This is a genomic window from Anoxybacillus sp. CHMUD (assembly GCF_013096965.1).
GTDB classification, from domain to species: domain Bacteria; phylum Bacillota; class Bacilli; order Bacillales; family Anoxybacillaceae; genus Anoxybacillus; species Anoxybacillus kestanbolensis_A.
Genome location: NZ_SDLG01000003.1, coordinates 57,588 through 72,858, shown reverse-complemented (window position 1 = coordinate 72,858; position 15,271 = coordinate 57,588). Strand labels below are relative to the sequence as shown.

Genomic DNA, 15,271 nt, shown 5'->3' with positions numbered 1-15,271 from the left:
ATGGAGAAAGAAAAATTGCGCGAAGGATATACAACTGGCGCATGTGCAACGGCTGCGACAAAAGCGGCGTTATGTGCGCTTATTACTGGAAGGAAACAAACAGAAGCGACAATTATGTTGCCGATCGGGCGAGAAGTCACTTTTCCGATCGTTTCTTGTGAAATTGAGAAAGATCGAGCGAGCGCGACCGTGGTGAAAGACGGGGGAGACGATCCTGATGTGACGCACGGTGCTTCTATTGTTGCGACGGTTTGCTGGACGGAAGAAGGAATTCATATTGACGGAGGAGAAGGAGTCGGAAGAGCAACGAAACCGGGATTGCCTATTCCAGTTGGCGAAGCGGCGATCAATCCCGTACCGCGTCAAATGATGACGGACGTCGCCCGTCATTTACTGACCGAGCATCGTTTAACACGTGGAGTACGCATTATCATTTCTGTTCCAAATGGAGAGGAAATAGCGAAAAAAACGTTAAACGCGCGCCTTGGGATCGTTGGTGGCATTTCTATTTTAGGAACTCGCGGCATCGTCGTTCCGTTTTCCACGTCCGCGTACCGAGCAAGTATTGTACGCGCGCTCGAAGTGGCGGTTGCTTGCGGTTGTGATCACGTTGTTCTCACGACAGGCGGAAGAAGCGAAACGTATGCGATGAAACAATATCCTCATTTGAAAGAAGAAGCATTTATTGAAATGGGCGATTTTGTTGGATTTACGTTGAAACAATGCAAAAGGCTTGGGATTCAGAAGGTGTCGCTCGTTGGGATGATGGGGAAATTTTCAAAAGTCGCCCAAGGCGTCATGATGGTTCATTCCAAAAGTGCGCCTGTTGACTTTCAATTTTTAGCAGAAGTTGCGAAGCAAGCAGGTGCTCCGACACCCCTCATTGAAGCGGTGAAACAAGCGAATACCGCGTCACAAGTTGGAGATATGATGTACGAAGCAGGATATTTATCGTTTTTCGATTTGTTATGTGATTATTGTTGTCAACATGCGTTGCGGGAAGTGAATGGAGGAATGATCGTTGAAACGACGCTTTATACGTTAAAAGGACAACAACTAGGAAGGGCGGTGCGAAACGATGGAGCGAATGAAATTAATCGGAATTGGAGCTGATGGAAGAAATTCTCTTCCATCGCTGTATGAACAATGGATTCATGAAAGCGAGCGGCTCGTTGGCGGAGAAAGGCAACTATCTTTTTTTCCTCACTACAAAGGGGAAAAAATCGTCATTCGAAGCAACTTATCATCGCTTTTTGAAACGCTTGTAAACGAGCCGAAAAAAACGGTCATTTTAGCATCCGGTGATCCGCTATTTTACGGAATCGGTAGTTATTTAGCGAAAAAAGTTCCGATTGAAGTATACCCCTCTGTCAGTTCGCTCCAATGGGCGTTTGCGAAAATGGGAGAAAGCTGGCACGATGCATATGTCGTTAGTTTGCACGGACGTTCGATAAAAGGGCTTGCTCAGCGTATAGATGGAAAAGAAAAAGTAGCCATTTTAACAGATGAAACGAACGATCCGCGTGCGATTGCTTCATATCTTTTAGAATATGGGATGACAGAATATGAGGCGTTTGTTGGGGAGAACCTTGGGGGAGAAAACGAACGTTGTCGATTCATGACGTTAGAAGAGATGAAAGATGGCATGTTCGCTTCCTTAAATATTGTTGTTTTACGACGTGTCCATAAAGGACCGAGTTGGACGTTTGGTATAGAGGATGAAGAGTTTTTTCAGCGGAAACCAGAAAAAGGGCTCATTACGAAAAAAGAAGTTCGCGTCTTAAGCTTGCAAGCGCTTTGCCTTCATGAAAAAAGCGTCGTGTGGGATATCGGGACGTGTACAGGATCGGTAGCGATTGAAGCAGCAAAAATAGCTCGTGAAGGAGCCGTATTTGCGATTGAGAAAAACGCTCATGACATAGAAATATGTCAGAAAAATATGAAAAAGTTTCGTGCGGATGTTACACTTGTTCACGGTCGAGCGCCAGAACATTTAGAACAGTTTCCTGATCCAGATGCCGTCTTTATTGGAGGGACATCAGGAAGTTTACGGGATATTGTTGCGGTTTGTTGCGCACGGTTAAAACAAGGGGGACGCATCGTCGTGAATGCGGTGACGATTGAAACGCTATATGAAGCGATGGAAGCGTTTCGGCAATATGGGTATCATGCCGATATTTTGCTTGCCCAATTTTCACGAAGCAAACCGATTTTACAATTGACACGTTTTGATGCGTTAAATCCAATTTATATTATTTCAGCACGAAAGGATGAAAAAAATGATCGGTAAGTTATATGGCATAGGCGTTGGTCCGGGCGATCCTGAACTATTGACGGTAAAAGCGTTTCGGCGTTTAAAAGAAGCAGATGTCATCGCCTATCCGAAAAAGACAAACGGCAGTAAAAGTTATGCACAACAAATTGTAGAGGCATACTTTTCCCCATCCGAAAAGCATATGCTTGGCCTCGTTTTTCCGATGACAAAAGATGAAAACGTGCTGCGCGAAAAATGGGATGAAACGGTAAATGATGTATGGGAACATTTGCGCGAAGGAAAACATGTTGCATTCGTGACGGAAGGAGATCCGCTTTTGTATAGCACGTGTATTCATTTTATGCGCACGATGCAAATGAAATATCCGGATGTATCGATCGAAATCGTTCCTGGTGTTTCTTCTATTAATGGGGCGGCGGCACGGTTGCAATTACCGCTAGCTGATGGGGATGAGACGATTGCGATCGTTCCCGCACGAGATAATTACGACGCGATGAAAAAAGCGATCGAAGCACATGATTGTGTCGTTTTTTTAAAAGTCGCGAAAGTGATGCCCCTTCTTTTATCGATTTTAAAAGAGATGAACTTAACAAAAAAAGCGGCAGTTGTGACGAAAGTGACGTCACATGAAGAAGTGCTATGGGACATCGGGCAATTAGAACATGTGTCGTTGCCATATTTAACGTTGATGGTGGTGAGAAAGTGAAAATATATATTGTTGGAGCTGGTCCGGGAGCGAGCGATTTAATTACAGTCAGAGGAATGAAGTTGTTGCAGCGAGCGGATGCGATTTTTTATACTGATTCACTCGTCAATGAAGAGCTGCTTACATATGCGAAAACAGAGGCGCGTATTTTTCGTACGTCTGGCATGCATTTGCAACAAATCGTTTCGCTTATGTGTGAAGAAGTAAAGAAAGGACGCGTTGTCGTGCGGCTTCATACAGGCGATCCGTCGATTTATGGAGCGACGTTGGAACAAATTGCTCTTTTGAAAAAAGAGGGAATCGACGTGGAAATTGTACCAGGAGTCAGCTCAGCATTTGCTGCTGCCGCTGCGGCGCAAGTGGAGTTGACGGTGCCGAACTTAACGCAAACGGTTATTTTTACGCGTGCAGAAGGAAGAACGCCTGTACCAGAAAAAGAACAGCTCGCTTCTCTTGCGAAACATCATTGTACGATTGCCCTATTTTTAAGCGCGACGTTAACGAAAAAAATAACTGCTGCTCTTCTTGAAGCGGGATGGAGCGATCGAACGCCTGTCGTTGTTGTGTATAAGGCGACGTGGCCGGACGAAAAAATTGTACGCACAACGGTTGGTATGCTTCATGAAGATATGCAGCGTCACGGCATTCGCCAACACGCTCTTATTTTAGCGGGATGGGCGCTTTCGAATGAACTAGATGAATCGTATCGCTCGAAATTGTACGATGAAACATTTACTCACGGCTATCGCAAGGGAGGGAAGTGAGATGTATGCTGTTGTCGCCATTACAAAACACGGGGTACATATTGCGAGAAAGCTATACGATCAACTTCCGCATGCGCACATTTATTATACGGATAAATTTGCGAAAGGGGACGAACACGAGAAAGGAATTCATTTATTTTCAGGAAATGTTCGATTGTTGTTGCCGCAATTGTTTTCAACGTATCGCGGGCTGATTCTCATCATTTCCCTCGGTGCTGTCGTACGAATGATTGCTCCGTTGCTAAAAGACAAAAAAACAGATCCTGCTGTTGTTGTGATTGATGATAAAGCAGAACATGTCATTAGTGTATTATCCGGTCATTTAGGAGGAGCCAATGAGCTGACAAAAAAAGTGGCGAATTTGCTTGGCGCTCGTCCGGTCATCACGACAGCATCCGATGTGCAGCAAACGATTGCGGTTGACTTATTCGGTCGCTCGTTCGGATGGGAATGGGAAAATGAAAACAATTTGACGCCTGTGAGCGCTGCGGTTGTCAATGAGCAACATGTCGCGATTGTACAAGAATCGGGAGAGCAAAATTGGTGGACGTATGATACGCCGATTCCAGCAAACATTCGGCAATATGATTCGATTGCTGAGGCGCTTGAAGCGAAGCCGGATGCGGCGCTTATTGTCACGCATCGCTTGCTCGAAAAAGAGGAAGAAGCGATTTTACAAAACGGGGTGTTATATCGTCCGAAAGTGATTGTTATTGGCATCGGGTGTAATCGTGGGACAAGCGCAGAAGAAATTGAACACGTCATTGATGAAACGCTACAACAGCTTCGTTTTTCAATGAAAAGTGTCAAAGCGTTATGCACGATCGATTTAAAAAAAGATGAAGAAGGGTTGCTAGCTGTCGCAAATAAATATCAATGGCCGCTCATTTTTTACACGCCTGAGCAGTTGAACGACGTTCCGATTGATGAGCCGTCTGAAACAGTATTTCGCTACACGGGAGCATATGGGGTAAGCGAACCTGCAGCGAAGCGATATAGCGGACAAAATAAGCTTGTGTTAACGAAAAAAAAGAGCGGAAATGTGACGATTTCTGTTGCACTTTGGGAGGAACGGAAATGAGGAGAATTGTCGTTGCAGGAACGGGGAGCGGTGTTGGAAAGACGACGATCACACTCGGTTTAATGAGCGCGTTCAAACAGCGGGGATACTTTGTTCAAGGATTCAAATGTGGGCCAGATTATATTGATCCGACGTATCATACCGCGGTAACAGGAAGACGTTCGCGCAACTTAGATAGTTGGATGGGGAATGAACAAATTGTGCGCTACGTATGTAGCCGTGGGAGCGAAGGAGCGCATTTATCGATTATTGAAGGGGTGATGGGGTTATTTGACGGGAAGCGAGCGACGACAAATGAAGGATCCACTGCAGAAATTAGCATGATCACCGAAAGCCCTGTCTTGTTAGTTGTCGACTGTTCAGGCATGGCGCGTAGCGCTGCGGCAGTTGTGCGCGGATTTCAACTGTTTGATAAACGAGTTCGCATTGTTGGAGTTATTGCGAATCGCGTTGGGAGCGAAGGGCATTTTCGCCTCGTCAAAGAAGCGATTGAACAACAATGCGGTATTCCTGTCGTTGGCTATTTGTTAAAAGAAAGCGATTTGACGATTCCAGAGCGTCATTTAGGGCTTGTTCCATCTGTGGAACGTGGAGAGCTTCAACCGTTTTTTGAGCGGCTTGGTGAGCGCATCGCTCAAACGGTCGATTTAGATGCTATATGGAAACTAGCGGAAACGACCGTCCTTCATAGCGAGCCGTTTTTTACACCAAAACAAACGTACGATGTGCGCGTGGCTGTCGCAAAAGATGCAGCGTTTCATTTTTATTACGAAGAAAATTTAGAAATGCTTCAGGCGTATGGGGCAACGCTCGTTTATTTTTCTCCGCTTGCCGGTGAATGTGTGCCGAACGATGTGCACGGATTGTACATTGGTGGAGGTTTTCCAGAGGAATTTGCCGCGGAGCTTGCGCGTCACGAAAAAGTGAAACGATCGGTTGCCGAAGCCATTCAGCGCGGTTTACCGACGCTTGCCGAGTGCGGTGGATTTATGTATTTAACAGAAGGCATCGAAACGACTGGCGGACAATATTACGAGATGGTCGGCGTCATTCCGGGGCACGTATGTATGCATCGAAAGCTTGTGGCGCTCGGATATCGCGAAGTGACAGGAATGGAAGGAAACTTTTTATTTGAACAAGATCAAGCGAAAGGACATGAATTTCATTATTCAACGTTTATTCGACGCGAAGAAGAAAAATTTTCATATGAAGCGAAAGGGCTGCGCGGATGTAAACGAGACGGATATATGGATCAGCGGTTAGTCGCTGGTTACATTCATTTTTATTTTCCGTCGAACCCTTTGCTTGTTGAGCGGTGGTTGAAGGCGTGTAGCGAGGTGAAAGGCGATGCGTAAAGCGCTGCCAATTATGTTTCAAGGAACGCATTCAGATGCGGGAAAAAGTGTGATCGCGACAGCTTTTTGTCGCATATTTGCCCGCAACGGTTGGAAAACAGCACCGTTTAAGTCGCAAAATATGTCACTTAATTCATACGTAACGACTGACGGAAAAGAAATCGGACGCGCGCAAGGAGTGCAGGCGGAAGCGGCAGGCGTGTTAGCGACTACGCATATGAATCCGATTTTAATTAAGCCGAGTCGCGATCAAGAAGCGCAAATTGTTGTACATGGAAAACCGTACAAAAACATGCAAGCGAGTGCTTATCGCACCGAGTTTTTTCATACGGGACTGAACATTATTCAACAGTCGCTCGATGTGTTAATGAAACAATACGATCGACTAGTCATTGAAGGGGCGGGAAGCCCGGCGGAAGTAAATTTGAACGATCGTGAGCTTGTAAATATGCGCGTGGCACGCATGGCGAACGCTCCCGTTGTCTTAATTGGTGATATTGAGCGCGGAGGAGTGTTTGCGAGTTTAGTTGGCACATTGCAGTTGTTAGATGAGTGTGATCGGAAACGTGTCATCGGGGTGATCATTAATAAATTTCGTGGTGATGTTGCGCTTCTTCAGCCGGGATTGCGTTGGTTCGAGCAATATACAGGCGTGCCGGTGCTTGGCGTCGTTCCATATATGCATTTGCGCATCGATGCGGAAGATTCTGTGACACTTTCTCGGTATGCGACAAAAAAAGATGATACGAAAGCGATCGATGTAGCGGTCATTCAATATCCGCGCATGTCTAACTTTACTGATATCGATCCGTTTTTTGCCGAGCCGGACTGTTCGGTGCGGTTTGTGACGGACGCGTCGTTGTTAGGTGAGCCAGATATACTTATTTTGCCGGGCAGTAAAAATACGATTGAAGACGTGCAGTTTTTAAAAGAAACAGGACTATTTGTAGCGATCCGCCGTTTATATGAACGAAGCGATACGATCATGATCGGTATTTGCGGTGGCTATCAAATGCTTGGAGAACGTATAAAAGATCCGTTTCATGTCGAAACGCCACTCGATGAGGTAGAGGGATTAAATTTGCTGCCGATTGAAACGACGCTCGCTTGTGAAAAAACGACGGTGTTATGTGAAGGGATATTGACGTTTCAACGCGAAACGTTTCATGTGAGCGGATATGAAATTCATATGGGACGTTCGATCATAAAAAGCGGAGCACCGCTTATTTCGCTCAATGGAAAAACAGACGGCTGTAAAACGAAAGATGAACGTATCATTGGAACATATATGCACGATTTATTTCATAACGATGCGTTTCGCCATCATTTATTAAACGACGTGCGGAGAAAAAAACAACTTCCGTCACTTCCTAAACGACCGCTTTATCGACAATTGCGCATGCAGGCATTTGATGAACTAGCTAATTGGGTCGAAGCGAGCGTCAATGTGACAACAATTGAACGAAAAATGATGGAATTTCAAGGGGGAGACAATCATGCTTTATGAACAAATTGGGGAAGAAGTACGCAACTATATTGATCAACTAACGAAACCACGTGGAAGCCTTGGGCGGCTTGAAGAGCTAGCAATTGACATTGCGAAAATGACAGGGGAGCGTTTTCCGAGCGTGACGCCGCCGGGCGTGCTCGTGTTTGCGGCCGATCATGGTATTGCGAAAGAAGGGGTGTCTGCGTATCCGCAAGAAGTGACCGCGCAAATGGTGCTTAATTTTGTGCGCGGCGGGGCTGCCATTAACGTATTTAGCAAACAAATTGGCGCCATATTTTCAGTTGTCGATGTTGGCGTGGCAACTGATATTCATGAAGAACGTGTCATCGACGAAAAGGTAGCATATGGAACGAACAATTTTGCCGATGGGGAAGCAATGACGAAAGAAGAGGCGGAGCGAGCAGTGCAAGCAGGATATCGCCAAGCAAATGCGATGATTGATCACGGCATCCGCTGTTTGATCGTTGGGGAAATGGGGATCGGCAATACGACGACAGCTAGCGCTCTGTTAGCAGCGATAAGCGGCCGCAACGTTGCTGAACTTGTCGGCAAAGGAACAGGCGTTCATGATGAAGCATTGAAACGTAAGCGAGACGTGATTAAACGTGCCCTTGCAAAACATAAGCCGAGTGCGTCTGATGCCATCGATTTATTGACAAAAATCGGAGGGTTTGAAATTGCAGCGATGGCAGGAGCGATGATCGCAGCCGCAGAGCGACGCATTCCGATTTTGCTTGATGGCTTTATTTGTACCGTCGCAGCGTTAATCGCCGAACGAATAAATAAACGCGTCGTTCATTATATGATTGCGGGGCATCGATCGCAAGAACCGGGTCATCGTATCGCTCTTGGGTTGTTACATAAAGAGCCGCTTCTTGATTTATGCATGCGTCTTGGAGAAGGAAGTGGAGCGGCGGTGGCCTTTCCGATTGTCAATATGGCGCTGGCGATGCTTCATATGGCGACATTTTCATCAGCAAACGTAGCGACAGGGAGCGATCATGATGAATAAAGGAAAAGTATATATCGTTGGGGCCGGTCCAGGCGACCCGAAGCTCATTACTGTATACGGACGTGAATGTATTGAAAAGGCGGATGTCATCATTTACGACCGACTCGTGAGTGCACAGCTGTTGACTTATGCCAAAGAAGGAACAACGCTTTTATATTGCGGCAAAGAACCGAAAAAGCATGGAAATATTCAACAACAAATTCACGAATGGCTTGTACAATATGCGTTGCAAGGAAAAACAGTCGTACGATTAAAAGGCGGCGATCCGTTTATGTTCGGTCGCGGCGGGGAAGAGGCGGAGCATTTACGCGCATACGGCATTCCGTATGAAATTGTCCCCGGGGTGACAGCTGGTGTGGCTGCGCCAGCGTACGCTGGCATTCCTGTGACGCATCGCAATTATGCTGGAGGGGTGACGTTTATTGCAGGACATCAGAGCGGGGAACGTGATCGCATTCGCTGGGACGCATTAAGCGAGGCAACAGATACGATCGTATTTTATATGGGGATGGCAAATATCGCTTACATTTGTGAACAACTACGACGTCATGGGAAAGATGGGCATACGCCGGTGGCGGTCATTGAATGGGCAACGACAAATAAGCAGCGGACGGTCGTCGGTACGTTGCAAACGATCGTCCATCTCGTGCAGGAGCACAACTTTTCTTCCCCGGCCATCATTGTTGTTGGCGATGTTGTACAATTACATGACAAGCTAAAGTGGGTGGAAGAAATATGGTGATCGTCTACACAGGGGACGGAAAAGGAAAAACAACTGCAGCGGTCGGTCTTGCTGTTCGGGCCGCGGGGCATGGGAAAAAAGTGATTGTCATTCAATTTATTAAATCGCCGCATCGTCCATATGGTGAGGCGAAAATATTCCAACAACTTGGCATCGCCGTACACCAAACAGGTGTTGGTTTCACATGGACGAAAACACCGGCTGAGCATCGCGAAGCATTGCAAAAAGGGTGGGCGCTAGCGAAAGAGTGCGTGCAATCAGGTATGTATGATGTCGTTATTTTAGACGAATTAAATGTTGCGTTAGCGATTACATCTTTTCCGATTGATGATGTTTTGCCGCTTCAAGATGTTGTGTACACATTGGCGAATAAGCCAGCACACACACATGTCGTTGTGACAGGAAGAGGGGCAAAAGAGGAAATGATCGAACTTGCCGATTTAGTGACGGAAATGAAAGAAGTGAAACATTATTACCGTGAAGGCGTTCATGCGATAAAAGGGATTGATTTGTAAAGAATGGATGTTGTGAAAAAGCTGATTAAAATCAGCTTTTTCACAACACGTTAAAATATCTCGCTTCCGGATGAGCGAAGACGATGGCGGAAACGGATGCTTCGGGCTCCATCATATAGCCTTCTGTTAATTGAATGCCAATTTCTTCTGGACGTAATAGGCGGAACAGTTTTTCTTGGTCTTCGAGATTTGGACAAGCAGGGTAGCCGAAAGAAAAGCGTTGTCCTTGGTATTTTGCCGCAAACCGTTGCTCCATCGTAAAGTCGGGCGAATCTGGAAAGCCCCAGCGGTCGCGCATAATTTGATGCACGCGTTCCGCCAATCCTTCCGCTAGTTCAAGCGCTAACGCTTGAATGGCGTGGCTTTTCAAAAACTGCCCTTCTTCTTTGAACCGTTGTGCTAAATCGCGCACGCCTGCGCCAGCGGTAACGGCAAATAGCCCGACGTAGTCGATTTGTTCGCTAGAAAGATAGTCTGCTAAACATAAATACGGTGCTTTCGTTTGTCTTGGAAACGTAAATGTCTCAATGACCGTTTGTTGATCGCGTGGGTCGTAAATGATCACCGTATCGCCGTCGCTTGTTGCCGGGAAAAACTGATATACCGCTTTTGGCGCAAGCGAGTTCGTTCGTTTTGCCTCGGCAAGTAATTCATCGATGAGCTCTTTTAGCATGATCGCTTTTTCATTTCCTTCCGCCAACAGTTGTTTGACGTTTCCTTTTAAGCCAAGATGGTGACCAAGAAGCATTTGCCAATTGACGTACGGTTCGATATGTGAAAGCGGAATGTGTTGTAATATATGCCTTTCTGTATCGGTCGGAACGTAAATAGGTGCTTGCTTCACATTGGACTTTGTCATGACGGCGACAGCGTTTTGCTGTTTTGTTACATGTTCCACTTTTTCTTTTTTCTCATAGACGATATCTTGTTGAACGATGCGATTGGCTAGCGTCAGTCCTTCCATCGCATCTTTGGCGTACAAAACGATACCGTCATATTCAGGGGCAATTTTCGTATCGGTAAATTTGCGTGACAGAGCCGCTCCGCCAACTAAAATCGGTAACGAAATGCCGGCTTGTTTTAAGTCTTGGGCGGTAAGCACCATTTGTTGTGCGGATTTAACAAGCAGTCCTGATAAGCCAATCATATCGGGCTGTTCGTGTCGCACCGCTTCGATGAGTTGTTGTGGTGTCACTTTAATGCCTAAGTCAACGACATGAAACCCGTTATTGCTTAAAATAATGTCGACTAAATTTTTGCCGATGTCATGTACATCTCCTTTGACGGTTGCGAGAAGCACCTTTCCTTTCACGCTCGTTTCGTTTTTCTCCATATACGGCTCTAAAAAGGCGACCGCGGCTTTCATCACTTCCGCACTTTGCAACACTTCCGCAACGATGAGCTGGTTATCGTTAAATAGACGGCCGACTTCATCCATGCCGTTCATAAGCGGACCGTTAATAATGTCAAGCGGGCTGTACGTTTGTAATGCGAGCGTTAAATCTTCAATGAGCCCGTCTTTCGTTCCTTCAACGACATATGCGGCGAGCCGTTCTTCTAACGTCATATGAACGTTTGTTTGTTTCGGTTGCTTCGTTTTATCGCGATAAAATTGAATAAAAGCGTTTAACGTTACATCGTTTGTGTCAAATAACAACGCCTCGGCTAAACGTACTTCTTCTTCTGGAATGGAAGCGAATCGCTCTAATTTTTCGGTATTGACGATCGCATAGTCGAGACCAGCTTGTGTGCAATGGTATAAAAAGACGGAGTTTAACACTTCGCGCCCGACAGGTGGCAAACCGAATGAGACGTTGCTAATGCCGAGCATCGTTAAACAGTTCGGCAAATGTTGTTTAATGAGGCGAATGCCTTCAATGGTTTCTTTCGCTGCACCAATATATTGTTCATCTCCTGTGCCGATCGGAAAAACGAGCGGATCGAAAATGATGTCGTGCGGTGAGACACCGTATTTGTTGACGAGTAAATCGTATGAACGAAGGGCGATATCAAGTTTTCGTTTCGCTTCGATCGCCATGCCTTGTTCGTCAATCGTGCCGACGACGACCGCTGCTCCGTATTGATGAAGAAGCGGAACAATTTTTTCAAATCGTTCTTCGCCGTCTTCTAAGTTAATCGAGTTAATAATCGCTTTTCCTTGCGAATACGACAAGGCGCAAGCGATGACGTCTTCATCGGTCGAGTCGATGACAAGCGGCACTTTTACTTTTTTCACGACTTGTTGAATAAATTGCTCCATATCTTCTTTTTCATCGCGGTCAGGGTCGGCTAAACAAATGTCGATGACGTGCGCCCCGTTTTTGACTTGAGCGCGAGCAATTTCTGCCGCTTCTTCATATTTTCCTTCCGCAATGAGCCGTTTAAACTTGCGCGAACCGATGACGTTCGTTCGTTCCCCAACAAAAAGCGGACGCATCGTTTCATCGTAAATGAGCGCATCAATGCCAGAGACGGCATGCATCGGAAACTGTTTCGGAATGACGCGCGGTGGCACATCGCGAACGGCTTCAGCGATGGCGCGAATATGTTCAGGCGTCGTACCGCAACAGCCGCCGACAATGTTTAACCATCCTTTTTCGGCAAATTGGCGAATTTTTTTCGCGAGCATGTCTGGCGTTTCGTGATAACATCCTTCTTCGTCCGGAAGACCGGCGTTTGGATAACAGCTGACGGCTGTGTTGGCGAGGGAGGCGAGCGAGCGCAAATGATCGGTCATAAATTCCGGCCCTGTGGCGCAGTTTAAGCCGACGGCAAATGGTTTCATATGTTGAATCGAAATAAAAAACGATTCGATCGTTTGCCCGGCAAGCGTCGTTCCCATCGGTTCGATCGTTCCAGAAATCATAAGCGGTACTTGTTTTCCAACCGCTTGAAACGCTTTCGTAATGCCGAGAAACGCAGCTTTCACGTTTAACGTATCTTGGCACGTTTCTAACAACAACAAATCGACGCCGCCAAGCAATAAACCGCGCGCTTGTTCTTCATAGGAAGAAATGAGTTCGGCAAACGTCGCTCCGCCTGTGACAGATAGCGTTTTTGTCGTCGGACCCATCGAACCGGCGACGAAGCGAGGGTGATCGCTCGTTGTATATTTTTCAGCCGCTCTTTTGGCGAGTTTCGCTGCTTCAATGTTTAATTCAAGCGCTAAATGCCCGAGGTTGTATTCGTCTAAGACGATGCGGGTCGCGCCAAACGTATTTGTTTCAACGATGTCCGCCCCTGCGGCGAAATATGCTTCGTGAATATGTGAGATGACATGAGGGGCGGTGAGCGTTAAATATTCGTTACATCCTTCGTACGCTTCCCCGCCAAAATCGTCCGCCGTTAAATTGGCCGCTTGAATCATCGTCCCCATCGCGCCGTCAATAATTAAAATTTTTTTCTCAAGCTGTGCAAATAAACTAGCCATAGTAAACCGTCCTTTCTTTTGCGAGCCGTTCTTTTTCATGAATGTAGCGAACGAGTTCGACTGTCATGTCGTAGCGTAAAAACGGTGTAATTAAATAAATGCCTTGGAATAAATCGAATGCTGCGTCGATAAGCGATTTGGCGATTGCCAATCCTTCTTTTGTTGCTTGAATCGGGTCGTTGGCGCAAGCGGCCATGCGAGCGCGAATGTCATCAGACAATGTAATGCCCGGCACTTCATGGTGTAAAAAGTCGGCGTTGCGCGCGCTTGTCAAAGGCATAATGCCGATGTAAATCGGTGTTGATAAATGCTTTGTCGCTTCATAGACGTCTTCAATTTGTTTTTCGCTATAAAGCGGCTGTGTTAAAAAATAATGGGCACCACATTCAATTTTTTTCTCGAGCCGTTTCACCGCTTTATCTAAATGGCGCACGTTCGGGTTAAAGGCAGCGGCGATCGAAAAGTTCGTTTTTTGTCCGAGCGGTTTGCCCGAATACGAAAGCCCTTCGTTAAATTGCCGAATTAACGAAATAAGGTCAAATGACGATAAATCGTATACGGACGTTGCCCCCGGAAAGTCGCCGACTTTCGATGGATCGCCGGTTAAAGCAAGCACATCGGTCATGCCGAGCGTATGAAGCCCCATTAAATGTGACTGTAGGCCGATTAAGTTGCGATCGCGGCATGTAATGTGAATGAGCGGGCGCATGTTCAGTTGTTGTTTGACGATCGTTCCGACAGCGACGTTGCTAATGCGTGGTGTCGCCAGCGAGTTGTCGGCGAGCGTTAGCGCATCAATATGTGCTTCTTTTAACGCTTTTGCGCCTTCTAAAAATTTCGTTAAGCCGAGTTTTTTCGGCGGGTCAAGCTCGACGATAATTGACCGACGCATGCGCGCGATGTCAGCTAGGGAAGGTGCAGATGTTTGTTCCGCTTCTTGCACGACGATTGTATGCCGTTGTTTCACTTTTTTTTCATATACAGGTGTGCGGTCAGAAAGGGCGCGAGCGATGGCGGCAATATGTTTTGGCGTTGTGCCGCAACAGCCGCCGATGAGGCGCACCCCTTGATCGCGAAACGCACGAGCGGTTTCTTCAAAATATTGTTCGCTCGTTTCGTAAACGAATCGCCCGTCGCGATATTGCGGCAAGCTTGCGTTTGGGTATACAGATAAAAAGGCGCGCGATGGAATCGGCACTTCTTCAAGCGAGCGCAACATATGATATGGGCCGAGATGGCAGTTTAAGCCGACGACATCGGCGCCAAGCTGTTCGAGTTGATACAGCGCATCTGCAAGCGGCATGCCATGTTGTAAGACGCCAATGTCGTGCAATGTGACGTGGGCGATGATCGGCAACGTTGTTTCTTGGCGAGCGATGGACAGAACAGTTTGCAATTCTTCAAAATCGTAATACGTTTCAAGTAAAAGCCCATCAACATTTTCGTTTAACAAGACGTACAGCTGTTCACGAAACGTTCGTTTCACTTCTTCAAGGGAAATCGTACTTTTGTTTGTGCTGCGCAATCCTCCGATCGTACCGAGCACGTAGGCGCGTCCTTTTGCGGCTTGTTTCGCAAGACTGACCGCTGCTTCGTTTATTTTTTTTACGTCATCTTGTAGCCCGTAACGCGCCAGTTTGACGTAGTTAGCGCCGTATGTGTTCGTTTGAATGATTTCAGCACCTGCATCAATATACGCTTCATGAATATGAACGATTTCTTCAGGTTTTGTGACGTTTAATTCTTCAAAACAACGATCGATGCCGTGTGCATATAATAACGTGCCCATCGCTCCGTCCGCGATGACGATGCGTTCTTTTAAGTCATTTAACAATCCCACGTCCATTCCTCCATTTCTCCGTTTAAAGTAAAAAAGTCTTC

The 15,271-nt window shown here is 46.5% G+C and carries 12 protein-coding genes; 10 read left to right on the top strand and 2 right to left on the bottom strand.

The window, feature by feature from the left end; translation table 11 throughout:
- From ETB99_RS02795 to cobO, 10 genes are read left to right on the top strand one after another with little or no spacing between them, the layout of a single operon-like run.
- The gene (locus tag ETB99_RS02795) at window positions 1-1,113 is read left to right on the top strand and encodes a cobalt-precorrin-5B (C(1))-methyltransferase (RefSeq protein WP_171699849.1); all 1,113 of its coding nucleotides are present in this window, start codon (window positions 1-3) and stop codon (window positions 1,111-1,113) included.
- Window positions 1,079-2,290 carry a precorrin-6y C5,15-methyltransferase (decarboxylating) subunit CbiE gene (gene cbiE / locus ETB99_RS02790; RefSeq protein WP_171699848.1) on the top strand — a complete coding sequence of 404 codons (1,212 nt, stop codon included), beginning with the start codon at window positions 1,079-1,081 and terminating at the stop codon, window positions 2,288-2,290. The genes ETB99_RS02795 and cbiE overlap by 35 nt, the downstream gene beginning before the upstream one ends.
- Complete coding sequence (gene cobI / locus ETB99_RS02785) at window positions 2,280-2,981, top strand: precorrin-2 C(20)-methyltransferase (RefSeq protein WP_171699847.1); 702 nt, start codon at window positions 2,280-2,282, stop codon at window positions 2,979-2,981. The genes cbiE and cobI overlap by 11 nt, the downstream gene beginning before the upstream one ends.
- A complete protein-coding gene (cobM, locus tag ETB99_RS02780; RefSeq protein WP_171699846.1) occupies window positions 2,978-3,745 on the top strand; it encodes a precorrin-4 C(11)-methyltransferase in 768 nt (255 codons plus the stop codon). Before cobI ends, cobM begins: the two co-directional genes overlap by 4 nt.
- Window position 3,746: 1 nt before the next feature.
- Window positions 3,747-4,826, top strand: coding sequence for a cobalt-precorrin 5A hydrolase (locus ETB99_RS02775; RefSeq protein WP_171699845.1), 1,080 nt, complete (start codon window positions 3,747-3,749; stop codon window positions 4,824-4,826).
- A complete protein-coding gene (locus ETB99_RS02770; RefSeq protein WP_171699844.1) occupies window positions 4,823-6,181 on the top strand; it encodes a cobyrinic acid a,c-diamide synthase CobB in 1,359 nt (452 codons plus the stop codon). Before ETB99_RS02775 ends, ETB99_RS02770 begins: the two co-directional genes overlap by 4 nt.
- Window positions 6,174-7,688 (top strand): cobyric acid synthase, encoded by a 1,515-nt coding sequence (locus ETB99_RS02765; RefSeq protein WP_171699843.1) that lies wholly within the window; start codon window positions 6,174-6,176, stop codon window positions 7,686-7,688. The genes ETB99_RS02770 and ETB99_RS02765 overlap by 8 nt, the downstream gene beginning before the upstream one ends.
- Window positions 7,678-8,703, top strand: coding sequence for a nicotinate-nucleotide--dimethylbenzimidazole phosphoribosyltransferase (gene cobT, locus ETB99_RS02760; protein ID WP_171699842.1), 1,026 nt, complete (start codon window positions 7,678-7,680; stop codon window positions 8,701-8,703). The genes ETB99_RS02765 and cobT overlap by 11 nt, the downstream gene beginning before the upstream one ends.
- Window positions 8,696-9,445: a uroporphyrinogen-III C-methyltransferase gene (gene cobA, locus ETB99_RS02755; RefSeq protein WP_171699841.1), complete on the top strand. Its 750-nt coding sequence runs from the start codon at window positions 8,696-8,698 to the stop codon at window positions 9,443-9,445. The genes cobT and cobA overlap by 8 nt, the downstream gene beginning before the upstream one ends.
- Window positions 9,439-9,960, top strand: a complete 522-nt coding sequence (gene cobO / locus ETB99_RS02750; RefSeq protein ID WP_077427678.1) for a cob(I)yrinic acid a,c-diamide adenosyltransferase — start codon at window positions 9,439-9,441, stop codon at window positions 9,958-9,960. Before cobA ends, cobO begins: the two co-directional genes overlap by 7 nt.
- A gap of 40 nt (window positions 9,961-10,000) precedes the next feature.
- Here the strand turns inward: cobO and metH are convergent, their stop codons facing one another.
- Together metH and ETB99_RS02740 are read right to left on the bottom strand one after the other, a co-directional pair.
- On the bottom strand, window positions 10,001-13,390 hold the full coding sequence (gene metH, locus ETB99_RS02745; protein WP_171699840.1) for a methionine synthase: 3,390 nt from the start codon (window positions 13,388-13,390) through the stop codon (window positions 10,001-10,003).
- Window positions 13,383-15,230: a bifunctional homocysteine S-methyltransferase/methylenetetrahydrofolate reductase gene (locus ETB99_RS02740; RefSeq protein ID WP_171699839.1), complete on the bottom strand. Its 1,848-nt coding sequence runs from the start codon at window positions 15,228-15,230 to the stop codon at window positions 13,383-13,385. The genes metH and ETB99_RS02740 overlap by 8 nt, the downstream gene beginning before the upstream one ends.
- Window positions 15,231-15,271: the final 41 nt, after the last annotated feature.